Below are 25445 nucleotides of genomic sequence, written 5' to 3' on the forward strand. Positions count from 1 at the left end.
TTTGTCATTACGCTTGATTTTGGTTTTCTGTTTCCTCATGCGCGGGTGGTAATGGGGCGAGATAGCCAATTAATAGTATTAAACTGCCTGCGCCAATGAAGGATATCACTCGCCAAATCGCTTCGGTCTGTGACAAATCTACCAAGACCAGCTTGAGAACGACGATACCTAACAATCCAATACCCATAAACCAAAGCGCGCGCTGCCAGTAGCGACTCGCCATGATGGTGGCGACCAATGCCAAGAGCGTCCATAAGATCGTCAGTCCAGTTTGTACCTGCTCGCTCTGCCATGCGCCGCCTTGATAGTCATTCCAAAGCGGTGTGCCAATAAAGGCATGTAGCGTTCTGACCAACATGCTGGAAATCAACCAAAAGCTGATCAGCCCCAATATAATTAGTAAACTCTCAGCGGTGAATACGCGCTTAGATTTGGCAGCAGCGCTCGAATCGATAACGGCTTCATTGTGGCGGCGTTGGCTGATGTAATACAGACTAAAGCCAACTGATAGCGTCAGCCAAGATGTGATGTCATATAGGTTGAACAATGGAAAATAAGACAGTCCCCAAATCACACCGTCATAAGACCAATTGGTAAGAATAACCCACAGTAAAGCAATAGGAGCAAAGATGGCAGCGCATCCTAATAGTGCCTGTTGCCAATCAAACCAGTACAGCAGACCTTGTTCTGAAGCTCTATTGGTCGATGTATTTTCTTCATTTTGACTAAGATAACGATAATTTAACCATAACCCAATTAATATGAGTGTCGCTGAAAACAAGAAAGCCATTACGCCATCAGAGTCTGGTAGGCCATAATACGCAGCGGCAGCGACAAGTGAGATACCCGTACCTAGCCAACTTGCAGCAGTATAGCGTGAGGTATTGTTGTTATCGGACCATGTATCAGTCCATGTATCAAACCATGTTTTTAGCCATAACTGCCCCATGATTAACCATCCGACTATCAACCCTGCAAACACCAACCATTCTGCTGTTGCCCATGTTAAATTTCGATCAAATTTTTGTGGCAGTTGCAGTATTAGCATGAAGTAGAACAGGGCCAATAATCCATGACTAAGCTGTCTAATTTCCGCCCATGGACGATAACGATTGATGACCCAATAAGCGATCAAGCTGATGAGTGCTGCCAATGCAATTACCGTCGTGCTTGATTGCCAGATATCAAACCAATGATGCAAATCAAGCATTAGTACTTGTAGCATCCAAGCCATCGCGGTCAGTGTCAAAAATTTGGTTAATCTAGGGCTGTGCCAAACGAATTTAAATACGCGGCTCTGACTATCGATCGAGGTCAGCCATTGCTGTGCTGCTTGCGTACTGACGCCCAGCGCATGGGAATAGCTGGTTAATGGATCTGATGTGCTGTCCAATGTTTGTGTTTTTATTACTGAGGATTGTGATTGTATGACCGAGGATATTGTAGCGCTTTTATTGTTAAGGCTATTAAGGCTATTAAGGCTATTACTACTATCTAAGCTATTAATTAGCGCGGTAGGGGAGTTGCTAGCGCGTAATATAAAGACGGTCGCTAGATAACTGAGCGCTGAAATACTAAAGGCCAAAACGGGATAGTCTTTGATAGAGAATATCGCTGTCGTCACTAGCATACCAATACTGACGAGCTGTAATAGTAAGCCGAATAATACCGACCACGACCGCAGCGAGCGTCGTCCAAACCATACTAGCGCCAATCCTTGTACGGACCAGCCAAAAGCAATCCATTCAGCATCTAGTGCCAACGGAATAACGAGCGCAAAAAATCCTAATCCTAACGCCAGCATGCCTTCAGTAATTAAGGCATAGCGTCTACTGCGCTGGATGAACAGCCAGCCCATCCCAAGGTAAACCGTAGCCAAAATGGCACTGGTAATCGTGAGGGCGTTAGAGATGTCGTTTAGTAAGGCAGAAAATAAACCAAAAGCCAGTAGCGGTACTGAAAACAGTAAACCCGTATCAATGGGGAATACATAGGAGCTGCCTACATGGGCTTTGTCCAAGTGTTTTGTATCATCTACATTATCAGCATGACTGAGGTCTTTTTCGTTTAGCGCATTATAGGTAATGATTTGCTGCGCATAACGAATGACGACAAATAAGTAAAGCAGCCAGTGTAAGGCTACTAATGCCACCAATGCCCAGCGCTGCGTTTCAATGACGGCGCTCAGGTTTTCGCTGATACCCCAATAGTATGCCAAGCCAAATGTCACAGTCACACCGAATAGATTTAATATTTTCCACGGTCGATAATGAGCAATGACGGCAATCGTGACGTTTAGCAGTAGATAGTAGCTGAATAACGTGACCAAGCTACCAGTATCTTCACTGGTCAAAATTGGTGCAAAAAATCCACCCGATAATGCCAGTAATGCTAATGGAAATGCGTTTTGACGTACGGCAAGGGCAATGGTAATGGCAGACAATAACCCAAGCCCGATAAAGCTTGGGGCACTAGGAATGATTTCATAAACACTGTAAGCAAAAAAGGTGCTTAGATAAGCAATCGCTAAGCCTGCGCCCTGTAGCGTAATCCCATATGAGAAGCGTTTTGCCGTCAACTTTAACCCAAGCGCTGCCAATGCTAATCCTATAACGCCAACTGCTATCAGCTTTGTGGCAATCGAAATTTCGATATATTCGCTTAATAAGCGAAGCAGGAGCACCACACCTACCAATAGCACTAATACGCCGACTCGCACGACTAAATTGCCACCGAAAAACCAGTTTTTGATTGAGTGAATCAGTGATGTCACCATAGGCAATGAGCGTTCATCTGGCTCAATCGGCGCCGTATTTTTCGTATTTATCGAGGCGTTATCGTCTACAGGTTTATCGTCATAGACGTTTGATGCTGCATGTATGATTGAGTTTGAAGCAACGGTAGGAAGCGGTGGTGGTGATACAGGCAGCCGATTATCTGAAGAAGAGTGCTGTGAGTCAAAAGCTATTTCTTTAGCATCATGGTCTTTAGCGTCACTGTCTTTAGGAATATTGTCTTTAAGATCATTATCGTTAGTAGTAGTGTTGCGTGCGTAATTGCTTTTATCGATCAAAGGTGCAGATGGAGGCGACATAATACGATGTCTTTGCTGCTCAAGCTCAGCTTGCAGCGTCGTTACATCACGGCGTAGATGCTCGATTTTTCGAGCTATCCTAGTATATAACGCGACCACTACGATCAATAAAATCGTAAAAGCCAGCCAGCCCAACTGGGTCACCAGTAGATACAACATCTTCGTCACTCAATCCAGTTTATAGTAAAGTGATAATGACGTGATTTGATAAGAAGCACAAGACTACTCTGATTACTGGGCTAAAAGACAAATGCTAGAATGACACTCAAAATAAAAGGGCAGCTTAATAATTAAGCTACCCTTTTTAATGGTCTTTATACCAAATCGTTTCTTATGCTAGATTGGCTTTCATAAACTCAAGCATATTTTCCCAGCTTTGTTTAGCAGCGGCTTCATTGTAGCCAAGATCTACTTCATTTTTGGCTGCGCGCTCATCAGCATGCGGATTGGTAAAGCCATGTTTGGCGTTGTCATAAACGTCGATAGTGTAATCAACATCGGCTGCATCTAGCTCTGATTTTAGACCTTCGATAGCATCCATTGATACCATTGAGTCATCACGGCCATGAGCGACCAACACTTTTGCTGCAAAGTTTTTGTCTGCTGGCTGCTTTGGCGTTGGGTTACCATGGAACGTAGCAACCGCTTTTAGCGGCATGCCTTCGCGAGCCATATCTAGTACAACTTTACCACCGAAGCAGTAACCGATTGCGCCTAGGTTGTCACCATCGACTGATAACTGATCGCTGAAGTCATTAAGGATTAAGCGGCAGCGTGCCATTAGCATGTCTTGATCAGCCAGTACTTGCTCCATCCACATGTTTGCCATTGCTGCATCGGTGGTTAGTTTGCCTTCGCCGTAGACGTCCATAGCGACTGCTGCATAGCCCGCCTCTGCCAAACGCTCAACCACTGATTTTGGATGATCGACCACGCCCCACCATTCTGGTGCAACCAAGATACCTGCTGCTGGATTTTCATCTGAAGCATTCTCTGGTAGTGCTACATAACTGATAAGTTCTACACCGTTTTCGGTAGTACTGATTAATTCAAAAGTCTTAATTGACATATTATTGTCCTTTTTTATGTTGTGAGTTTTAATTGTTCGTCATTGTGATGGTTCGTTTTTCTAACTCGTACTACCTTAACGCCCATGTCTAGCAAAAACAGCTATAATACTGTAACGCTCTTTATCAAAATGCTACTGCGACTTTATGACTATAAATTTGTTAAACAAAAATAATGACCAATCTGACTTGAACTTAGGTCTCGATGTAGCGGCCAAGCCTGCTCAATCGGTGAGTTTGTTCCCTGATAGTGCCGATGTCGATTCTAATGCTGATACTGACTCTAAGTATGAGTCTGAGCCACTACGTCCGCAGTTTTGGTCGCGATTTGCGTTGACAGAATTAAACCATAGCGAGTGGGAGGCGTTGTGTGATGGTTGCGGCAGTTGCTGCTTGATTAAGTACATCGATGAAGATGAAAGCGGCAATGTGGATGAGGAGCTGGTCGAGTATACCGATGTCACCTGCCAGTTGATGGACTGCGCGACAGGATATTGCAGTCACTATGCAACACGTCAGGAGCACGTGCCAGACTGTATTCAGCTGACTATGGACAACTTGCCCAAGATGATGTGGCTACCATCGCACTGCGCTTATAAGCGTTTGTATAAAGGGCAGGGCTTACCAAGTTGGCATTTACTATTGGCTGGCGATGCGGTGGTGACACAACAACAAATGCGAGCGGCCAACGTGGGCGTCGCTGGTCGCTGTGTCACGGAAATCGGTATGTCTGATGAAGAAATGGAGACACGGGTGGTTAACTGGGTTAAGCCTTAATCTACAGTTAGTTAGATGCCTGAGCAGTGGATTTGGCCTTTGCTTCAGCACTGGCTTGCGAGTTAGCCAATGCTGGTATCGGAATATCTTGACGAATCTGCTGTGAGAATTTACGGCTGTTTTTATCTCTATCGATATTAGACTGTGAGTTGACTTGATTATCGAAACCCTTTGCTTTTGGGTTGATATGAGTGCGCTCGTACCACGTGTTCATCGACCAAGGCTGGTTGTTCTTTTCTGGCGCCGCATCCAACATGCCTACATCATATAGATAATTCGGTAACCAACCAGAAACCCAAATTCGATAATCCCACGGCAAGCGATCGCCACTGACGATACGCGCCATATAAAAGATAATATTGGTACAGTTGCTGATCAATGTATTGTACCAAGCAGGTTTAGCGTTCAAATCATCAGCCGCCGTTAGATAAGACTTAAACAGCGACCTCACTTCATGCTGCTGCAAATTGCTAATAGGAAACAAATAAACCTGTTCGCCGCGCGCATTGCTGCGAGTGTAAATAATATCGCGCTCTTCTGCGGCAATCAGGCTCAGCTCATAACGTCGAAAAAACCCAGCAAGCGCTGAAAAAGACTCGCCGTCTTCTTTACGTATCTCAAATGAGAAGGCAAGTGGTCTATCATCTGCAAATCGAAAGCTAACTAAGGTATGAGCGATTAACGGCCCCATCCAATAAGAATTGGTCACATCAACGCCAGAGAGTTTAGATAAATTAATCGTACGGGTGTCCCAATGCTCGGTAGCGTCTTCTTCAGTCCGCCAATCAAAGTTACGAACATTGGTTAAAGTAATCAAGTCAGGGTTAGTCGCATCGCGCTCATAGGAGACTCGTTGGTCGACCTCAGCCATCCATTCTCGATCTTGTTTCGGTTCGATAGAAAAAAACCAACCTAGACCTACCAGCCAAACAGCGCTATATATGCCGATAAGTAGCTTGGTTGCTATATTTTTGCTAATTGACTTTTTATTAGACAATGAGTCACTGTGCAATATTTTTGTGACAGTATCCCAATAACGAGTACTTAGCAGCGCCGCTAATATACCTACAATCGCTATTGTCGCAAGCCAAGTCAATACTGAGCTGACGCCATACTGATACCAAATCGCGAGTAACAACCATAGCGCCGATAACAATAACGTAACGGCAATTAAAAAAGTCACAAGACGCTGGCGCCATGTAGGCTTTGGCTGATTGCTATCTGATGGGCTGTTTTTTGATGTTTCGCGTTTTAAGTCAAGACTCTCTAAGCCACGACTGTCTGACTGTCGACTGCGTGAACGCGACGAGAGTAAGCGAGAAAAAACGGAACGTAGCGACATAGGGTTTGCTTTGATAAATAAAGGCTTTGACCATAGCAAAGTTTATAACACGCTGACAATACAATTTGAGTGAATTTGTCGTTGAATGTCGGTGAGCCTTGCGATAAAGTGAAGCTAATTTGTACTAGCAAATTTGTTATTCATGCAGTAATTAATAACAAATCAGCTGTTTTATTTGCTACTTTTATCCCCATCTAGGCTCTACTTGTTTTTTTATTGAGTATTGTTCGTTTTTCTATTGAATACTATTCTAATTTTTATTAACTAAAGAGGTTAAATCACACCACCATGTCTGACGACACTCCCAGCCCGAGTAGTTGGTCGATGCGCGGCTTAAAACGCTGGCTATCGACCGCCCCCGAAACCCGTGATGAATTGATTCGTCTGGTACAAGACTCGCGCCAGTTTTTAGAGCCTGATACTGTCGATATGTTAGAAGGCGTGCTAGATTTGCCTGCGACACAAGTCCGCGAAATCATGACACCGCGTCCGCAAGTGATTGGTCTGCACGAGAGCACCAGCCTTGCTGAAGTGATGGACATCATTCTTGAGACTACTCACTCGCGCTATCCTGTTTTTGACAGTCAAGATGATGATGCCGTCATCGGTATCTTATTGGCAAAAGACTTGATTCCAATTTTGGTACATATGGTTCGCAATCAAGAAGACAAAATTGACAGTAAGCGTCTCAGAGACTTGGTGCGCCAGCCGTTATATATTAGTGAAACGGCTCGTTCTGATACCTTGTTGCGCTCATTGCAGCGCACCCAAGTACATATGGCGATTGTCGTTGATGAGTTTGGTAACTTCGGTGGTGTGGTCACCATGGAAGACTTGTTGGAAGAGATCGTTGGCGACATCGTTGATGAGCATGATGACTTTGATGAAGACAGCGATATCAATAACATTGTCCCTGACCCAGAAAAACCAAACACATGGCGTGTCCAAGCATCTACAGTAATTGAAGACTGTAATGATGAGCTTGGTAGCCGTTTTGACGATACCGATGTCGATACGATGGGTGGTCTGGTCATGCAAGCACTTGGCTTCGTTGGTGATTTAGAAGGCGAGAGCGTCGTGATAGATGATTGGAAAATTACCATTACCGATGTAGAAGGGCGATTTATCCAAAATCTAGAGCTGACCAAAACCAATGCTGAGCAACAGATATTGATAGGCAGCCACTAGCTTGCTTATAGTGTCACGATAATTGGTCAATGAATAAAACTTGTTAGCAAATTCCATAAAAAACACGATGAAAAATCGTGTTTTTTGCTTTCTGCCTTTTGGTCTTTAGAATGAGGTTTTAGCTACGCAAATTTACCCACTTGTAGGTTTTGACTGGTATCATGGGTGGGTTTTATTTGTGGCCCTGCATAAAGCATTGTGCAGTCAGGTTTTGCGTGAGTGTTATCTCATCGCTTAGCTGAGAAATTTTAGAAAATATGGTTTTGGATAACTGCTATGCGTCTGTCTACTGTGGATTTGCAAAAACGTCTGAACCCTGATAAGCCAAAAGGTTTGCATATGGGTCTGACGGTACTAATAGCTTGGCTGGCAGGGGCAGCTTTCATACTCGCGCTCGCGCCTTATGGTATTTGGCCAGTTGCCTTAGTATCACCTGCCGTCTTATATGCGTTATTGGTACCAGCGATGACAGGTCGCCGCGCCTTTCTAATCGGTCAGGCCTACGGTACGGGACTGTGGTGTGTTGGCGCGTTTTGGCTATATACCTCGATACACGTTTATGGTGATACACCCGCATGGCTTGCGCTGATTATGATTGCGCTCATGGGTCTGGGCATGGGTTTGTTCCATGGTTTTTTAGCACTCATCTTTAATCGTGTGGTCGGCAAGCAGCCGTTATCTTTTGCTGCCTTATGGATACTTCAAGAGTGGATGAAAACTTGGTTGTTTACGGGTTTTCCTTGGCTATTCGTTGGTTATGCGTTTACTGAGCAGTACTGGTTGTCGTCGCTCGCGCCTGTGGCTGGTGTCTTTGCGGTTTCTTTCGTAGCGGTATTATTGGCTGCCAGTATCGTTGAGCTATTGCGTCGCCGCGGTGGCTATATGATTCCATCGATAGCATTGCTAATCATTAGTAGCGCGCTATGGTTAATCAATCCGCAATGGACCAAACCAAAAGGCACTCCTGATTTATCGGTATCTTTGATTCAAGGTAATATCCCGCAAGACCTAAAATGGCTCACTGAGTATCAGATTGAGACGCTAAAAATCTATGCAACGTTGACCCGAGATGAATGGGGACGTGACATCGTGCTGTGGCCTGAATCGTCGATTCCTATGTTTCAGACAGAAGCTGTTGGGTTTATCAGTGAAATGGTCGCGATGGCCAAAGAGACTGACACGACATGGGTGACAGGTATTCCTTATAAGGATGAAGCAGCGTTTGATGCCAGTACAGATAAATATCCGCCATTTTATAATAGCGTGGTTGCGCTAGGGGCACAGGCAGAGGGGCTGTATAAAAAGCAACGTCTGGTGCCATTTGGGGAATATATTCCATTCCAAGGCGTGCTCGATATTCTACCTAATCTAGCAGGCAGCCAAGACATTATGAGCTATAGTCGTGGTAGTGATCAGCAGTCACCGCTACGTGTGCGAGGGCATAATTTAGGTGCAGCCATCTGTTACGAAGTGGCGTATCCAGATACCACGCGCAAAAATGCCATTGGCACGGACTTCTTATTGACCATCTCAAACGACGCTTGGTTTGGTACGTCAGCAGGCCCACTACAGCATCTACAAATGGTACAGATGCGCGCACTAGAAAACGGCCGCTGGTTTATGCGTGCGACCAACACAGGTGTGACAGCTATTATCGACCATAAAGGTCGTATCGTAGAGCGTGCACCGCAGTTTGAACGTACTGTATTGCGTGGTGATATTCAGGCGCGAGTTGGTAATACGCCATTTATGCGCTTTGGTCAATATCCTATTTTGTTTATCATGGCACTGTTGCTGATACTCAGCTATTTGGGTAAACGTCCGAAAACTCCAGTACGTTTGGTTAAGTAGTATTATTAAGTAAGATGTGTTGATAGTGAATAAGAGATAACTGATTAAGTAGTTAGCTGTCACAAGTGTCAAAAATGAATATTTAAATTGTGGATAATAAACCCTTTAAATACTTAAGGGTTTTCACAAATCAGTATAAATTGCGATATAATAGGTCAATATTTCAAATATTTTGTGCAAGGTGGATAAGGTATGTCAGAAGGTATCGTTAATAACAATCCAAAAAAAGAGCTGTTATTCGCTTTAGGTGGCATTGCCATGTTCTTAGGTATTGTCTTACTTATTGGTGTTTCTGCATTTTTGCGTCCAGCAGGCGAGCATATCACTGCTGAGACAACTGAAGCATCAGCCGCGGCAGATGAAGCAGAAGCCACTGCTACTGAAGAAGCGGCTCCAGCTGATGCAGAAGCTGCAGCAACAGAAGAAGCGTCAGATGCTACAGCGCCTGATACTGCAGCAGATGCAACCGTAACACCAGCGGCAGATGCAGATAGTGCAGTTGTCACTGCAGAAGCTGGTACCGCAACTGCTTCTGGTACTGTAAGCCAAGCCGCTGTTGCTGATGCTGATTTGACAGCTGAGCAAGCGGATGGTGATGTAGATGCTGGGAATGCTGGCGACGCTACTGATGAGACCGCAGCACAGTAAGCTGTAGTATGACTATGTAACTGATCTAAAATAGTGTAAATGATCCAAAATGGTGCTACTCGATTGTCAAATGAGCTGCATTATGAAGTCTGTATCAACAGTGCTATAAGCATAATATTACTGTCCTAGATACCCATAAAAAGAGTCCGTTCTCAACCATTGAGAGCGGGCTTTTTTTATGAGTATTTGTGTAATTTTTGACCAATTCTTTCTTTACTTGATTATAGCCAAGTGAAACAATGTTCCGCCTATATGACCGTCCATCTGGATAATCAGGGGTTTGGTCATTACAAATATGATCTTTAAAGGAATAAAGTTATGGGCACAGAAACAAAATCGGGGGCTAGTGCAGCAGAGCTAGAAGCACTAGACAATGGCTTTATGGGACATCCTGCGCCCTTACGCTCATTGTTTTTTACCGAAATGTGGGAGCGATTCTCCTATTATAGTATCCGTCCACTATTAGTTCTATTTATGGTGGCAACAGTGAGCAGTGGCGGTTTTGGCTTCGATGAAGTCACCGCTTCTGCTATTTATGGTATTTTTGCGGGTTCGTTATACTTAGCAGCAGTACCAGGTGGTTGGCTGGCAGATAACTGGCTAGGTCAAGAGCGCGCGCTGTGGTGGGGCAGTATTATTATTGCCCTTGGTCACTTGTGTATCGCGCTTTCAGCGATGTTTGGCATGACGCTGTTCTTCGTTGGTTTAATCTGTATTGTCTTAGGTTCAGGGTTATTTAAGACCTGTATCTCAGTGATGGTTGGCGCCTTGTACCCCAAAGGCGACTCTCGCCGTGATGGTGGTTTTACCTTATTTTATATGGGTATTAACATCGGTGCGTTACTAGCGGCACTTATCGTCGGCGTATTCAAAGAAAAAGGCATGTGGCATGTCGGCTTTGGCGTTGGCGGATTGGGTATGCTGGTTTCATTACTGATTTATCGTTTTGTCGCGCAAAAGAACTTAACGCGTTATGCACGCGCCAAAGGTATTTCTGCTGAGTGGGAAAAATCTAACGACCATTACAAAAACATCGGTCGCTGGGTTGGTGGTTTTGTCGCCTTGCTAGTAGCCGCAGTGCTATTAGTGTCTACCGGTATAATATCGTTCAATCCTGAGATGGTTGCAGAGTATATGACGTATATCATTGCTGCGGTCGTCATCTTGTATTTCGCTATTATGTTTATCTCTCCGCGATTGGATAAGACGGACAAACTACGCTTGTTAATTTGCTTTGTCTTAATCATTGGCTCGACGCTGTTTTGGTCAAGCTTTGAGCAGCAGCCAACGTCTTTTAACTTGTTTGCTGATCGTTATACCGATCTGAATGTTTTAGGATTTGAGATACCAAGTATTTGGTTCCAGTCATTGAACCCACTATTTATTTTAATATTGGCACCTATCGTTAGTATTATTTGGGTCAAGCTTGGTAACCGAGGTCTTGAGCCTAGCAGTATGGCTAAGTTTGCACTCGGTATGCTGCTGGCAGCCGCAGGTTTCGCCTTGATGATTTTTGCTTCAAAAAGCATTTTAGCGCCTGGTGCTGGCTTGGCATCACCACTATGGTTGGTTGGTAGTTTATTATTATTGACGCTAGGTGAGTTAGCATTAAGCCCAGTTGGGTTATCTGCCATGACTAAGCTGGCGCCAGAGGGTATGCAAGGCCAAATGATGGGGCTGTTCTTTGCTTCTATCGCTATGGGTAACTTGGTTGCCGCCTTCTTTGGTGGGCATGTATCTGCTGACAAAATCGAAGGGTTACCAGGTCTGTTCACAACCATGACCATCTTCTTGGTAGTTACCGCTGTACTATTATTGATACTAGCAAAACCTATCAATAAAATGCTTAAAGAAAGCGAGCGTGAGAAACAACTGGCCAAGCAATAAGATAGTCTGATGTACATTTGTGAATAATAACAGCACAAGTGACATATGATGAGACGTGTTACCATTACTGGTAGCACGTTTTATTGTTTTAGTTAGTGAGATATTTGGCACAAGCCATTGAAAGCTTGCTATCTGCCCAAACATCTAATGATAGCTCACTATAAACAGCAGTACAGCGTTTTATAAGCCTATATTAGTTCAATTTTTTATTCTGAATAAGTAGAAGCAACTACCCAAACAAATACAGTCAAATAAGTAGACTGTTTGCTTGAATAATTGCTATCAATGATAAATATCTTATTAAAACTAAAGCGGTATCAACAACTCAAATAAGACGACTATTAGAACAAGACGATTGTAAATAATCGCTCCATCATCAAATTTTATAACCTCTATAAGGACACATTCAATGAATAAACAAGCCATTCACGAACGTATTGCTAACTTACGTAGTGCCTTAGCCGCGCAAGATCTCACCGCAATTATCGTACCGTCTGCTGATCCACATTTATCTGAATACCTACCAGAGTACTGGCAAGCACGCTTATGGCTGTCAGGGTTTACCGGTTCTGTCGGTACGCTTGTTGTGACTGCTGATTTTGCAGGTCTATGGACGGATAGCCGTTATTGGGTACATGCTACCGATCAGTTAGAAGGCACAGGTATTACTTTAGAAAAGCTTGCGCCAGGTCAGCCAAATCATATCGATTGGCTAGCCGAGCATTTGCAAGAAGGGGATAGCGTATCAGTAGACGGTAATGTGTTATCTATCGCTGAGCAAGATCGCCTGTTAAATGCTTTTGATGCCAATGACATTACTTTGATCACTGAGCGTGATGTGCTGACAGAGATTTGGACAGATCGTCCAGCACTACCAGCGGCCAAGTTATACGCTCATGATGAGCAGTTCCTTGCTCAGTCTGCCACCTCAAAGCTGGCTGCAGTACGCGAAGGCATGGCAGAAGCAGGTGCGACCCATCATTTACTTTCCAGCTTAGACGATATTGCTTGGTTGACGAACTTGCGCGGTGCCGATGTTGATTATAATCCGGTATTCTTGTCACATATGTTGATTGACGCAGACAAAGCAACGTTGTTTGTTGATATTAATAAAGTAAGCGAAGATATTGCACAGAGTTTAAAAGACAGCGGTATCACATTGGCTGACTATCCTGCTGTGCAAGAGGCATTGAGCGCATCAACGCCAGACGATTTACTACTGTTAGATCCGAGCAAAGTCGCAGTAGGCACACTCTCAAAAATGGCAGACGATGTTGGCTTCATTGAGCAAATGGCACCTAGTACATTACTCAAATCTGTAAAGTCAGATGCAGATATCGATCATGTCCGTGAAGCGATGCGTCAAGATGGTGCTGCTTTGGCTGAGTTTTTTGCCACATTTGAGCAGCGTCTAGCAAACGGTGAGCGTTTAAGTGAACTAGATGTTGATAGCATGCTGATAGACGTGCGCAGTCGTCAGCCGCATTATGTTTCGCCAAGCTTCCCAACCATCGCAGGCTTTAACGAAAATGGCGCATTGCCACATTACCGTGCAACGCCAGAAAAATTCAGCTACCTTGATGTAGCCGAGGGCGAAGGCGGATTGCTACTGATTGACTCAGGCGCACAATATCAGAATGGTACGACTGATATCACCCGCGTAGTTGGTATTGGACAAGTCACTGCTGAGCATAAACGCGACTTTACGATTGTGTTAAAAGCTCACATTGCGCTAGCTCGCGCTCACTTCCCTGATGGCATTGCCTCACCGTTGATTGATGCCATTTGCCGTGCGCCATTGTGGCAAGCACAGATGGACTATGGTCATGGTACGGGTCACGGCGTTGGTTATTTTTTAAACGTACACGAAGGCCCACAAGTCATCGCCTATAGCGCTAGCACGCCAAAAGAGCGCGCAATGAAAGTCGGTATGATTTCTAGTAATGAGCCAGGTCTATACCGCGAAGGTAAATGGGGTATCCGTATCGAGAACTTGGTAGTGAATACGCCAGTTGCTAAGCCTACTGAGACAGAGTTTGGTGATTTCTTGAACTTTGAGACCATCACTTATTGCCCAATCGACACGCGTCTGATTGAGCCGTCACTGTTGGATCAAACCGAGATTGATTGGCTAAATAACTATCATAGCCAAGTCTTCGCAGAGCTAAAAGATCGTGTCGAAGGTGCAGCGCTTGAATGGTTGACTGAACGTACCAAAGCCATTTAATACCAAGCTCAAAACATTAACTAAAATTATTAAAAAGCCCCGTAAATGATTTACGGGGCTTTTTAGTGTTCGTGATTTAGTACTTGCTACTGAGCGGATGTTGCTAACTGTGGGTTTAACACTGAAAAATAATCACTATTAGTGAATACTTTTCTTAGCAGCTTCATTATTAGTAGTTGAGTCATTTTGTTCGCTAAAGTGTTGAGTGACCTCAGCACGTAGCCAAGACTTTAGGTTTTCAGACATTAGCATCATTTGCTCACTTAGATAGTCATCGACCTGTGTTTCTAGCTCGCGGATTAGCTGTTGATGTGTTGCATCTAGCTTCGCATCTTTTAATGCCAAATTAATCGCTGCACTGGCTTTATTATTAATATCTTTAATGTTGTTATCACTAAGCGCATGTGCCTGTTCGCTAATGGTTTTGTTGTCAGCATTTTTATTATCGCTAGCATTGCCTTCAGTATTTACGACTTCTGATGCCGCTTTTTCAGTCTTTGCACTAGAATTATCAGTAACGAAATCCTCAGTAACAGCGCTATCTACCACGACTTTATCTGTGTTTACTTTAGCTACGTCGGTAGCAGCCAGTTCTTTGTCATTGTCTGTCTTTAACGCTGACTGCTCATTTTTTTCTTGTTCTTTTTGAGTCGCTTCTGCCTTGCGTGTGGCTTCTTCTGCTTCTTTTTGCTTCTGTTCGGCTTCTAGCTTTTGTTTTGCAGCTGCTGCGTCTTCTTGCTCTTGTTTGTCCGTGATTGCTTTCGCAATGGCCTGCTCAGCATTGTAGTTGTCATATAGCTCGTCTACATGAGCATCTAAATCATGAGTATTAAAAGTAAAGTCTTCAAATGAGGTGTCAGATTGCAGCAGGGTGGTGATGTCTTTTAGTTCTTGGGTAATCGCTGCGCGTACTGGCTCAGGTGCACACGTCCAGCGTTGATAAAACTGATGGGAAAATGAGTAGCTTGACATGGTATCTTCCATAAATGTTCCAAAAATTACCCCTTATCATACGCAAGTACGATAAGGGGCTGCAAGTGGACAAACGTAGCAAATCTGACACCAACGTTACAACGCATTCATTACCATGCGCTACAATGTAGATGGGCGGCTGTTATTGATTGATAGGCCAGCGAGCAAATACCAATGAGCCATTGGTACCACCAAAGCCAAAGCTGTTGGATACTGCATACTGCAAGTTATCAACTTTGCGTGATTGATTAGCCACATAATCAAGGTTACAGTTGTCCTCGACATCATCTAGATTAATCGTAGGCGGCACATGCTGATGCTGTAGCGCTAATACTGTAAAGATAGCTTCAACTCCGCCAGCAGCACCAAGTAAGTGACCGGTCATTGACTTGGTTGAGCTAACTAGGATGCTATCTTTCACAGGAGAGAACACAGTTTCGATAGCAATAGACTCAGCCACATCACCCGCAGGGGTACTAGTACCATGAGCGTTGACATAACCGACGCTTGATGACTCGATACCAGCATCGTTTAGTGCATTTTGCATCGCTCTTGCCGCACCGCTACCGTCTTCTGGTGGTGCAGTAATATGACTGGCATCGTCGCTCATACCAAAGCCGACTAATTCTGCCAATATCGTTGCACCGCGCGCTTTGGCATGGGCAAGGCTTTCTAATACGACCACACCAGCACCATCACCAAGGACAAACCCGTCACGACCTTTATCAAATGGACGTGAGGCTTTGGTTGGCTCATCGTTGCGCGTAGATAGTGCGTGCATCGCACTAAAGCCAGCTATACCAAGTGGGCTAGAGCCTTTTTCACTGCCGCCTGCCAACATAACATCGGCATCACCATAAGCGATCAAACGAGCAGCAAGACCCATAGCATGAGTCGCCGTGGTACAAGCCGTTGATGTCGCAAGGTTTGGGCCTTTTAACTTATGCTTAATCGCTACTAGTCCAGCGGCCATATTGACGATAGAGCCTGGAATGATAAAAGGTGAGACTTTGCCCGCGCCTTTTTCGTGTAGGGTATCACGACTGTTTTCAATCGTTTGGATACCGCCAATACCTGAACCTAAAATAATACCGAAGCGATCTTGGTCAACACCTTGTACAGGCGCATCAGCAGCACTGACTTCATCGATAAAACCAGCGTGTTTTAGTGCCATGGCAGAAGCGGCAACCCCATAATGCATGAACTCATCGTAGCGACGCGCATCTTTGGCATTCATATATTGCTTGGCATCAAAGTCTTTGATCACGCCTGCGATTTGCGCACGGTAGCCGGTGGCATCGAAATGCGTAATCGGTGAGATACCACTCTCGCCATTGAGCAATTTGGTCCATGAGCTATCGACGTCTAGACCGAGCGGCGTAATGGCGCCCATACCTGTGACTACCACACGCGTATCATCAGAACGCTCGTGGTGAGGTGGTTTTTGACGCGATTTATGTACAGGTGCTGCAGTCATATTATTTGTGTCATCAGTGGTGGCTTGGTCGATAGGTGAACTACTATTCTGGCTCATGCGATATATCCTATACTTACAGGTCCTAAGAGGATGGCGTTTCAAAAGTCATTATAAAACACATAGGTGCACGTATGTAAACTAAAATTTAACTGGTCAGGCAAAACATACTTGACCCAATACCACGCCTTTATTTGCACCAGTTACCGCTGGTAAATTACCAGTTTCACCCATCAATGTTTGTCTCGCCAACCATGCAAAAGCAACGGCCTCTACCCACGTTGGCGCAAGTCCTAAATGTTCAGTGGTTTTTACTGTGCAATGGGGTAGGTGTGCTTGCAGGCGTGTCATTAAATAGTCATTCAATGCGCCGCCACCGCAAACATAAACTGAGCTGTTTTTTGAGTGACTGATAAACATATTGATTTGCATACTGGCACTGATAGCCGTTAGCTCAGTCAAGGTTGCTTGCACATCGGCTGCTGAATAACTGATGTTAGCATTGGTTTGCTCAAAAGCCTGTAGCTCACCCTGCAACCAAGTTGAATTAAAGTCCTCACGGCCTGTGCTTTTTGGATGAGAGTGAGCAAAAAATGGATGTGCCAAAAGTTGCTGTAATAACGGTTCAATGAGGGTTCCAGACTGCGCCCAAGCGCCACCTGCATCATAAGCATTGTCGGTATGCAAAGATATCCACGCATCCAATAATAAGTTGGCAGGTCCAGTATCATAGCCAACAACTTGATCTTTTTCATTGGCTGGCAAGACCGTTATGTTCGCAATCCCCCCTAAATTTAATAGCACACGTGTGCTATCGGGATTGGCAAATAATGCCTGATGAAATGCAGGTACTAAAGGCGCGCCTTGACCACCAACTGCCATGTCACGACGTCGGAAATCACTGACCACGCTTATGCTTGTGCGCTCCGCGATGATATTGGCATCGACCAATTGCAACGTGAATCCCATCTGAGGGCGATGGCGTACGGTCTGTCCATGACAGCCAATCGCTAGCACTGACTCAGGGTCGGTATCTGATTGCTGCAATAGCGTATTGACCACTTCACTCGCGAATTCAGCATAAGTGCGACTTGCCCAGCCGAACCAATCCAGCTCACTGTTTGGTTCATCGGCCTCTGGTACGAGTTGATTCACACCATTCGGCTGACATAATGCCAATAATACTTCACGCAGACGTGACGGAAAGTCTTGGCTATAGGTCGCCAGTAGTTGCATCGGCGGTTGAGTGTTGTCTTCGTTGCTCATCGCAGGATTAAATTGACAAAGAACCGCATCCATACCGTCCAAACTGGTGCCAGACATCATGCCGATATATAAGCCATCATCGAAGCTTTCAAATACGGTTTGCTCAAGGGCATCCGTTAAGGTGGCATAGTTCGAATTATCAGAGGTCAAATCATCAATATCGTCTGAAGGGTTATCCAAACCATTATTCATAAGCAAGTCTGCGAGGGCATTATGGTCAGTATCAGCAATCGATGTGGGGTTGGTCATGGCAATTTACCTTAAAAAACGCTAGTATATCCGTCAAATTCTAGCATTTTTTCTGACCTTTTGAGGTTCTAAACTTCCTAAGGTGTTGAGCCAGTAACCGTCATTCATAAAAATCCCAATTAAAGTGATATATAGAGAGCATCATGACCAATCAAACTTACACCCTAGAAGAACAACTGGCCCTTATTCAGCGTGGTACGCAAGAGATATTGTCTGAAGATGACTTAGTGGCTAAGCTAAAGCTCAATCGTCCACTACGTATCAAGGCAGGCTTTGATCCTACCGCACCAGATCTGCATTTAGGTCATACAGTATTGATCAATAAGCTTAAACATTTTCAAGATTTGGGTCATGAGATTTATTTTCTAATCGGCGATTATACCGCCAAGATTGGTGACCCTTCTGGCAAAAACAGCACGCGTCCACCATTGACTGATGAGCAAATCAAAGCCAATGCCACGACCTACGCTGAGCAAGTATTTAAAATCTTGGACAAAGAAAAAACCCGCGTAGTCTTCAACTCTGAGTGGTTCAACGACATGAGCGCCGCTGATATGATTCAGTTAGCCAGTCAGCAAACCGTCTCGCGTATGCTTGAGCGTGATGACTTCTCAAAACGCTATGCATCACAAACGCCCATCTCTATCCATGAATTTCTTTATCCGTTAGTACAAGGCTACGACTCTATCGCTCTAAAAGCCGATGTTGAGCTTGGCGGTACCGATCAAACTTTTAACTTGCTAATGGGTCGCACGTTGCAAGGACGCTATGGCCAAGAGCCGCAAGTTTGTATCACTGTGCCAATTTTAGAAGGGCTAGATGGTGTCAATAAAATGTCCAAATCACTGGGTAACTATGTCGCTATCTATGATGCGCCGGGCACCATGTACCAAAAAATCCTGTCGATGCCGGACACACTGATCCATCGTTACTTTGAATTTTTAAGCTTTAAACCGATGGAAGAGGTTGAAAGCTTGATGGCAGACATGGAAGGTGGCCGTAACCCACAAGAAATCAAACGTATCTTAGCTGAAGAATTAATTGAGCGCTTCCATGATGCCGATGCCGCTGCTAATGCGCACAAATCAGCGGGTAACGTCTTAGCAGATGGTGAGCTACCAGTCGACTTGCCAGAAATTATGTTGGATCTAGAAGGGCAAGATGCGTTGTTTATCACTCAAATCCTGAACCAAGCTAAGCTCGCTAAAAACAACTCAGCTGCCAAAGACATGGTAAAACGTGGCGCGGTCAAAGTAGATGGCGAAGTCGTTGATGGTGGCTTTAGTCTAACCTCAGGTCAGACGGTCGTAATTCAAGCTGGCAAAAAAGCGTATGCAAAAGTGACGGTTGGTTAGATAATCTATAAAAATGATTAAAAGCGAGGTCGGCAGTCATTGTCGACCTTTTTTATGGAGCGATAATTAGCAGTCATTTTTTAATAGTAGGAGTTTGCTATGACTAAAACCATTCCCCAAGGCATTTACCGCCACTATAAAGGCAGTTTGTATCAAGTATTGCATACAGCGCAGCATTCAGAAACCGAAGAGTCGCTAGTAGTCTATCGCTGTCTGTACGGTGAGTATGGCGTGTGGGTACGCCCGCTTGCGATGTTTGCTGAGACGGTCACTGTTGAGGGTAAAGAGACTCCAAGGTTTGAATTGATTAAACCCTTAAACGATTAGTAATGAATCATGATCGAATATGAATTTTAGCAAATAAAAAACGACCCATTGAGGTCGTTTTTTTATTCTATATATAGCGAGTCAATTAACTATTTAAAAAGGCAATCAATGTTTTATTGAACTCTTCACTATGCGTTACGTTGATACCATGTGGGCCACCTTCAACGACATGCAGTTTACTGTCTGCAATCATATCGTGAGAGCGTTCACCGCTGGCTTCAAACGGGACGATTTGATCCGCATCACCATGTATGACTAAGGTTGGCACATCAAACGCTTTTAGATCATCGCGGAAGTCCGTGTAGCTAAAAGATTTCACGCAATCAAACGTTGCTTTGGCAGAAGCAAATGCTGCGATGTCACGGTTATATAGGCGCATGGGCTTACTGACCAGCGACTTACCGTCTTTTGGCGTAAAGAAATTCTTGGTAAAGTCATTCAAAAAGGCAATACGATCATCGCTGACACCGTCCAAAAATCCTTGAATGTCTGCTTCTTCAAGACCGCCATCAGGGTTATCATCTGCCTTAAATAGATATGGCGGAACAGCAGATGCCAGTACCGCTTTGCTCACACGCTCTGAGCCATATTTACCCAGATAGCGAGCCACCTCGCCGCCGCCCATAGAGAATCCAACGATGGTCGCGTCTTGTAGATCGAGTGCCTCTATCAAGCCTTTTAAATCTTGGGCTAGGGTATCATAGTCATAGCCATCCCATGGTTTAGACGATTGACCAAATCCACGTCTGTCATAGGTAATGACTTGGTAGCCAGCTTCGACTAGCGCAGGTAGCTGTGCCTCCCAAGCGCGTCCACTAAGTGGCCAGCCATGAATGAGTACGACAGGTTTGCCAGTACCTTGGGTTTCGTAATAGAGTTCGACCGGTTGATCGTCTTGAGTCGCAACGGTAGCGTAGGGCATGATCTTATCCTTTTGGTATTATTATATTCATATATTTTTATGTTGATGCTTATCAGTAACTACTATTCGCAGTGATTAGCATCAGCCTTTTAGTATAGAATCAGCCCAAATGAATTGCTATGACAGGTTGTAAATTTATAGTAGTGATTATAAAGTGGTTGTGTAAAATCCTAGTCAATCTTGTAGAAATTCTTTTAGTATCTTATGAAATCGCAATGGCTCATCTATTGGCACGGCATGTCCTGAGCGTGGCAGGATGACATCACGAGCATTGGGTAGCATGCGTGTGATTTCTTGCTGCCACTTGGGATCATAAAGTTTTGATTGTTCACCAATGAGACTGACCACTGGGATGGTGACGTTCTCTATACCTGCCCGAAAATCATAAGGTATGGCGAGATACGCTTGCAGGCAGCGCATTTTATGTTGCCATGTTTGGTGATTATAAAATGCCAGCTTATGATCGTTTTGATGAGTAAGTGTCTGAACGATGGCTTTTGAACGTGGACGACTAACAGACAGTAAAGAAAACAATCTTTCGACATCCGTCACATGGCGTTTGAGAGAAAACGGCAAGTGCGTAAAGTGTTCAACTTGCGCATAGGGTAGTGTCCTATCGACAATGTCCTGAAACACGGCAAACATCTCTTTTTGTCGATCCCCAAACAATCCGCCTTGCCAATTTGGTTGATTGTGAATCACAGGGCTTTGATCGATATTCAGATAGCGACTGACTCGTGATGAACTAAAACGTTCAAAATAAGACCACATCACCAATGCGCCCATAGAAATCGCCGCAACGGGCAATGACTCTATCTGCCGTTCAAGACAGACATGCTCAATTACTGTATCAATATCATCAGCATACTGATGTACGAAATCAAACTGCGTCAACTCAATATTTTTTGCCGCACCAAAACCTCGAAAATGTGGCAAGTAAAACTCATATTTACCTATCAGTGGCAGTATAAAAGGTAAAAATTCACGTGCATCCATGCCATAAGCATGCATCATCATGACGGGTTTACCATTCCCAATGACAGACATGGGTAGCGCCGTACCATCAACTGTCTTTATATTAATTGTTCGTAATCGATATGATGCGGGTAGAGAAAGAAGAGTTTTTTTCATAGAATGACATCACTTTTGGTTATCAAGCCATCTTGGTTGAGTGGTCAAGATGTATTTTAACAAACGTATTCATACCGCGAATAAAAGACTGTTATATTGAAGCAGTCATCTGACCATAGCATAGAATTTGGCTAACGGTAAAAGCAGTAGTGATAACTGATAAGGATAGAAGGGTATGAGCAAATCGATATTGTCGTCATTGGATAGTAGCTTGTATCCACAAGTCTGGGAGCAACAGACATTTACTAGCTCACAAGCGCTTTTATTATCGATGCTAAATAATGAGGTTACGATAGATGCCAATACTTTTACCAAGCGACTACTGGCGAACGATATTTATCAAGAATGGATTAATGCCACGGTATTTGGACGGTATTTGCATCGCAACTTTACCGCGTTTTATCAACAAACAGAAGACAGTTTTAATGTAGAAATGCCCGCCTTGTTTCGTCAAGAGCTGACCCGCCATGCGCAATATATGCCATTAGGTCAGGTACTATTCTTTGCAGGAGAGATGCCCAAAGTGGTACGACAAACAAAGCTGCTCACCACCACCGTAAATCCTGCCACGGCAATCATTAACGCGCAAAAAGTGGCGACACATCAGGTTTCTCATTCAAAGATGATTGTTAATCAAATCACCATCGTTGGTAAGCAAGTATTAGGGTTTCCCATACGCCACAATAAACGTACTAGTGAGCGCTTGCGTAATGAAGTATTGATTATGGACTTTCAGGATTTGCGCTTGGTCAATGAGATAACGATTGAAGACACAAAAAAAAGCAATATAGAGTCATCTATATTGCTTCGGTCTTACGAGTTACGTTGATTGTTAAATAGATGCGCTTTTAACTGTCTTTTTTAGCCACCGTCAGACCGTTATAGGTTTGTGCGACTGGCATCACTTCCAAACGATTGATATTGATATGCGCAGGCGATTCAATCAACCACAGTAATATATCGCCGATATCTTCACCTGTCATGGTCTTAAAGCCATCGTAGACTTTAGCTGCTTTATCGTCATCACCATGATAGCGCACGTTTGAAAACTCAGTACCCGCAACTACGCCCGGTTCAATATTGGTCACACGCACCTGCGTACCGATAAGATCAGCACGTAGATTTAGGCTAAATTGTTTGACAAACGCTTTAGTTGCGCCGTAAACGTTGCCACCGAAGTAAGGCCAGCTACCAGCAATCGAACCGACATTGATAATATAACCGCTATCGCGCGCGACCATCGCTGGCAAGACCGCATGGGTCAACGCCATCAAGCCTTTAATATTGGTATCAGTCATACGCATCCAGTCATCAAGACTGGCTTTGTGAGCAGGCTCTGTACCCAGTGCTAATCCTGCATTATTGACCAAGACATCGATTTGTTTAAAATCATCAGGCAAGTCAGCAATGATTTGCGGGATAGCAGCTGTATCACTCACATCCATAACCACGGGCAAAAAAGCCTCACCTAAAGTTTCTGCCAAAGCATTCAGTTTATCAAGGCGTCTGGCGCAACCAATCACGCGATGACCGTTAGCAACCAAACGCTCTGCCAATGCTTTACCAAAACCTGCGCTCGCTCCTGTAATCAATACGTTCATGATCTGTCCTTATTATTGATGCTGTCTGCTGTTGCCACAATTTTGATGATGGCTTTATTGACCCTAATGCGACTTATCTATTAGATAACTGCTTACCAAAAATCTTATCACCAGCATCACCTAGACCTGGGATGATGTAACCGTGCTCATCTAAATGGCTGTCTAGCGCAGCGGTATAGATAGTCACGTCAGGATGCGCTTCATTTACCAAGCGTACGCCTTCAGGTGCAGCTACCAATACCAATGCTTTAATATTAGTACAGCCATTTTTCTTTAGCATCTCGATGGTCGCAACCATTGAGCCGCCCGTGGCTAGCATTGGATCAATGATCAGCGCAGGACGTTTGTCCATGTGGCTCACGAATTTTTCGAAGAAAGGGACTGGCTGCAACGTTTCTTCATCACGTTGTAGTCCGACTACAGAAATCTTAGCAGTAGGGATCAAGTCGAGCACCCCATCAAGCATGCCAATACCTGCGCGTAAAATCGGTACGATCGTTGCCGTCTTGCCGATGATTTGCTCACCAGTAATTTCGCCACACCAGCCTTCCATTGGGAAAGTCTCGATTTCAAAATCACGGCTTGCTTCATAAGCCATCAAGCGCGCAAGCTCTTTGGTCAATGTACGAAATTTATAAGTACTACAGTCTTTTTCGCGCATAAGGCTGAGTTTATGACGGACTAGTGGATGATCGATTACCGTAATTTTTAAATCGCTGTTTAAGTCACTCATAAGTACTCTCTTGGTTTCTTGTCTGATGCTTGCGCAGTTACTGCGGTTGCTATTAGTATAAAAGATACAAACATTTACCGCACTTTAACCATATTCTTAGCTCATAAATAGTAAAGTGAAACCCTTTACAATCAAGCCAATTAACTACTTTACAACAGTGCTCATTTATCGCAATCACAATATTTGCGTTCACAGCTGCCATCAAAGCCTAAGCAATTCAGGCTAAGTAAAATGATATCGCGCTATTTAAGTCAACTGATTGAACCGACTAAGTTTGACTATATAACGTGATTATAAGTGAGGTAGTGTTTAGACTTGCTATGATACCAAAAAAACCGCTTTTCTGATGAAGAATATCATGACTATAAAAACATCAAGCACTCAAAAAACCACTGATACTGAATCAAAATCATTGGATGACAAAGCCACAGAGCTTGAAACCCATCCTTTTGAGCCTGTCTTACCGCCCAATGCAACAGTCATGATGATGGGTACGTTCCCACCGACTGCTGATAAATGGGCGATGAGCTTTCATTATCCTAATTTTTATAATGATATGTGGCGAATATATGGTCGAGTATTTTTTGATAATGCTGACTACTTTAGAATAGGCGATGAGAAGCGCTTTGACCCTGAGCGCATTCGAGATTTTATGTTTGAACGTGGCATTGCTTCTTGTCCGACAGTAAAGCAGGCCATCCGTGAGACGGGTAACGCTTCGGATAAAAATTTAACAGTAGTCACACCTGTTGATCTAGATGTTATCTTGCCGCAAGTGCCAAAGGTAAAATCATTGTTTACGACAGGAGGCAAGGCGACCGAAGTACTGCTCGGATTACTAGATGAGCCAATTGCTAAATCAAAGCATCCGAAAACCAATCAAAATATGGATTATCCTTATCAATGGCAGAGTACAGATAACCAGAAAGCTAATGTGAATAATCTAACCTTATATAGATTACCATCGACTTCACGTGCTTATCCGCTATCGTTGGATAAGAAAGTAGCGGCGTATAAAGCGTTTTTTGAAAAGATGGGTAAGTTATAAAGTGAAACTAGAGAAATGGTTGCGCTAATCGAAGATAAAGCTCAAAGATAGTAAAAGGTACTTATTTAGCAAAGCTAAACGTTTTTGATGTTAGAAAGTATAGTAAATAGCACATCTACAGCCAGTCTCTAAACCTATTGAAATTGATTAAATCATAACCCATTGAAAAAAATACAGATTTATTTCTCTCTTAAAATAAGTTTAAAAACATTAATAAAACGGGTTGACACAAAAGTTAAACCGTCTATAATACGCCCTCATCAAGACGAGCTGGAAGTAGCTAGTG

20 protein-coding genes are annotated in these 25445 nt (G+C 44.0%); 10 read left to right on the forward strand and 10 right to left on the reverse strand.

Going from position 1 to position 25445, the window contains the following annotated elements; translation table 11 throughout:
* Positions 1-7 precede the first annotated feature (7 nt).
* Positions 8-3253 carry a DUF2339 domain-containing protein gene (locus ACQKC9_RS11635; RefSeq protein WP_427621942.1) on the reverse strand — a complete coding sequence of 1082 codons (3246 nt, stop codon included), beginning with the start codon at positions 3251-3253 and terminating at the stop codon, positions 8-10.
* Positions 3254-3425: 172 nt separating this feature from the next.
* Positions 3426-4163, reverse strand: coding sequence for a dienelactone hydrolase family protein (locus ACQKC9_RS11640; protein ID WP_102092069.1), 738 nt, complete (start codon positions 4161-4163; stop codon positions 3426-3428).
* Between the two features lie 235 nt (positions 4164-4398).
* Here ACQKC9_RS11640 and ACQKC9_RS11645 point away from each other — a divergent pair, with 235 nt between their 5' ends.
* Entirely contained in the window at positions 4399-4938 is a 540-nt protein-coding gene (locus tag ACQKC9_RS11645; RefSeq protein WP_427621943.1) for a YcgN family cysteine cluster protein, read from the forward strand.
* 7 nt (positions 4939-4945) lie between these two features.
* Here the strand turns inward: ACQKC9_RS11645 and ACQKC9_RS11650 are convergent, their stop codons facing one another.
* Positions 4946-6280, reverse strand: a complete 1335-nt coding sequence (locus ACQKC9_RS11650) for a DUF4105 domain-containing protein (protein ID WP_427621922.1) — start codon at positions 6278-6280, stop codon at positions 4946-4948.
* A 288-nt stretch (positions 6281-6568) separates the two neighbouring features.
* On the opposite strand from ACQKC9_RS11650, the gene ACQKC9_RS11655 reads away from it, so the two are divergent.
* From ACQKC9_RS11655 to ACQKC9_RS11675, 5 genes are all read left to right on the forward strand, one after another.
* Positions 6569-7468 (forward strand): CBS domain-containing protein, encoded by a 900-nt coding sequence (locus ACQKC9_RS11655; protein WP_057761902.1) that lies wholly within the window; start codon positions 6569-6571, stop codon positions 7466-7468.
* Between the two features lie 276 nt (positions 7469-7744).
* The gene (lnt, locus tag ACQKC9_RS11660; RefSeq protein ID WP_427621923.1) at positions 7745-9319 is read left to right on the forward strand and encodes an apolipoprotein N-acyltransferase; all 1575 of its coding nucleotides are present in this window, start codon (positions 7745-7747) and stop codon (positions 9317-9319) included.
* A gap of 192 nt (positions 9320-9511) precedes the next feature.
* Positions 9512-9967: a hypothetical protein gene (locus tag ACQKC9_RS11665; RefSeq protein WP_427621924.1), complete on the forward strand. Its 456-nt coding sequence runs from the start codon at positions 9512-9514 to the stop codon at positions 9965-9967.
* Positions 9968-10285: 318 nt separating this feature from the next.
* A complete protein-coding gene (locus tag ACQKC9_RS11670) occupies positions 10286-11854 on the forward strand; it encodes a peptide MFS transporter (RefSeq protein ID WP_427621925.1) in 1569 nt (522 codons plus the stop codon).
* A gap of 409 nt (positions 11855-12263) precedes the next feature.
* Positions 12264-14081, forward strand: a complete 1818-nt coding sequence (locus ACQKC9_RS11675) for an aminopeptidase P family protein (RefSeq protein ID WP_427621927.1) — start codon at positions 12264-12266, stop codon at positions 14079-14081.
* 138 nt (positions 14082-14219) lie between these two features.
* Here the strand turns inward: ACQKC9_RS11675 and ACQKC9_RS11680 are convergent, their stop codons facing one another.
* From ACQKC9_RS11680 to ACQKC9_RS11690, 3 genes are all read right to left on the reverse strand, one after another.
* Complete coding sequence (locus tag ACQKC9_RS11680; protein WP_427621928.1) at positions 14220-15065, reverse strand: hypothetical protein; 846 nt, start codon at positions 15063-15065, stop codon at positions 14220-14222.
* 130 nt (positions 15066-15195) lie between these two features.
* A complete protein-coding gene (gene fabF / locus ACQKC9_RS11685; RefSeq protein ID WP_427621944.1) occupies positions 15196-16530 on the reverse strand; it encodes a beta-ketoacyl-ACP synthase II in 1335 nt (444 codons plus the stop codon).
* Positions 16531-16683: 153 nt separating this feature from the next.
* On the reverse strand, positions 16684-18042 hold the full coding sequence (locus ACQKC9_RS11690; RefSeq protein ID WP_427621930.1) for an anhydro-N-acetylmuramic acid kinase: 1359 nt from the start codon (positions 18040-18042) through the stop codon (positions 16684-16686).
* Between the two features lie 143 nt (positions 18043-18185).
* On the opposite strand from ACQKC9_RS11690, the gene tyrS reads away from it, so the two are divergent.
* The gene (gene tyrS, locus ACQKC9_RS11695) at positions 18186-19397 is read left to right on the forward strand and encodes a tyrosine--tRNA ligase (RefSeq protein ID WP_191114329.1); all 1212 of its coding nucleotides are present in this window, start codon (positions 18186-18188) and stop codon (positions 19395-19397) included.
* Between the two features lie 99 nt (positions 19398-19496).
* Positions 19497-19724 carry a DUF1653 domain-containing protein gene (locus ACQKC9_RS11700; RefSeq protein ID WP_427621931.1) on the forward strand — a complete coding sequence of 76 codons (228 nt, stop codon included), beginning with the start codon at positions 19497-19499 and terminating at the stop codon, positions 19722-19724.
* Positions 19725-19809: 85 nt separating this feature from the next.
* Here the strand turns inward: ACQKC9_RS11700 and ACQKC9_RS11705 are convergent, their stop codons facing one another.
* Both ACQKC9_RS11705 and ACQKC9_RS11710 read right to left on the reverse strand, forming a co-directional pair.
* Positions 19810-20646: an alpha/beta fold hydrolase gene (locus ACQKC9_RS11705; protein ID WP_427621932.1), complete on the reverse strand. Its 837-nt coding sequence runs from the start codon at positions 20644-20646 to the stop codon at positions 19810-19812.
* A 174-nt stretch (positions 20647-20820) separates the two neighbouring features.
* Entirely contained in the window at positions 20821-21693 is an 873-nt protein-coding gene (locus tag ACQKC9_RS11710; protein ID WP_427621933.1) for an alpha/beta fold hydrolase, read from the reverse strand.
* A gap of 259 nt (positions 21694-21952) precedes the next feature.
* Here ACQKC9_RS11710 and ACQKC9_RS11715 point away from each other — a divergent pair, with 259 nt between their 5' ends.
* Positions 21953-22606, forward strand: a complete 654-nt coding sequence (locus ACQKC9_RS11715) for a hypothetical protein (protein WP_427621934.1) — start codon at positions 21953-21955, stop codon at positions 22604-22606.
* 19 nt (positions 22607-22625) lie between these two features.
* Here the strand turns inward: ACQKC9_RS11715 and ACQKC9_RS11720 are convergent, their stop codons facing one another.
* On the reverse strand, positions 22626-23378 hold the full coding sequence (locus ACQKC9_RS11720) for an SDR family NAD(P)-dependent oxidoreductase (RefSeq protein WP_427621936.1): 753 nt from the start codon (positions 23376-23378) through the stop codon (positions 22626-22628).
* 73 nt (positions 23379-23451) lie between these two features.
* Positions 23452-24111: a uracil phosphoribosyltransferase gene (gene upp, locus ACQKC9_RS11725; protein WP_057761878.1), complete on the reverse strand. Its 660-nt coding sequence runs from the start codon at positions 24109-24111 to the stop codon at positions 23452-23454.
* A gap of 481 nt (positions 24112-24592) precedes the next feature.
* Between upp and ACQKC9_RS11730 the strand changes: the two genes are divergently transcribed.
* Positions 24593-25159 carry a DNA glycosylase gene (locus ACQKC9_RS11730; protein WP_427621946.1) on the forward strand — a complete coding sequence of 189 codons (567 nt, stop codon included), beginning with the start codon at positions 24593-24595 and terminating at the stop codon, positions 25157-25159.
* The last annotated feature ends 286 nt before the right edge of the window (positions 25160-25445 follow it).

Origin of the sequence: Psychrobacter sp. NPDC078409 (assembly GCF_050268505.1) — a bacterium.
Lineage (GTDB): Bacteria > Pseudomonadota > Gammaproteobacteria > Pseudomonadales > Moraxellaceae > Psychrobacter.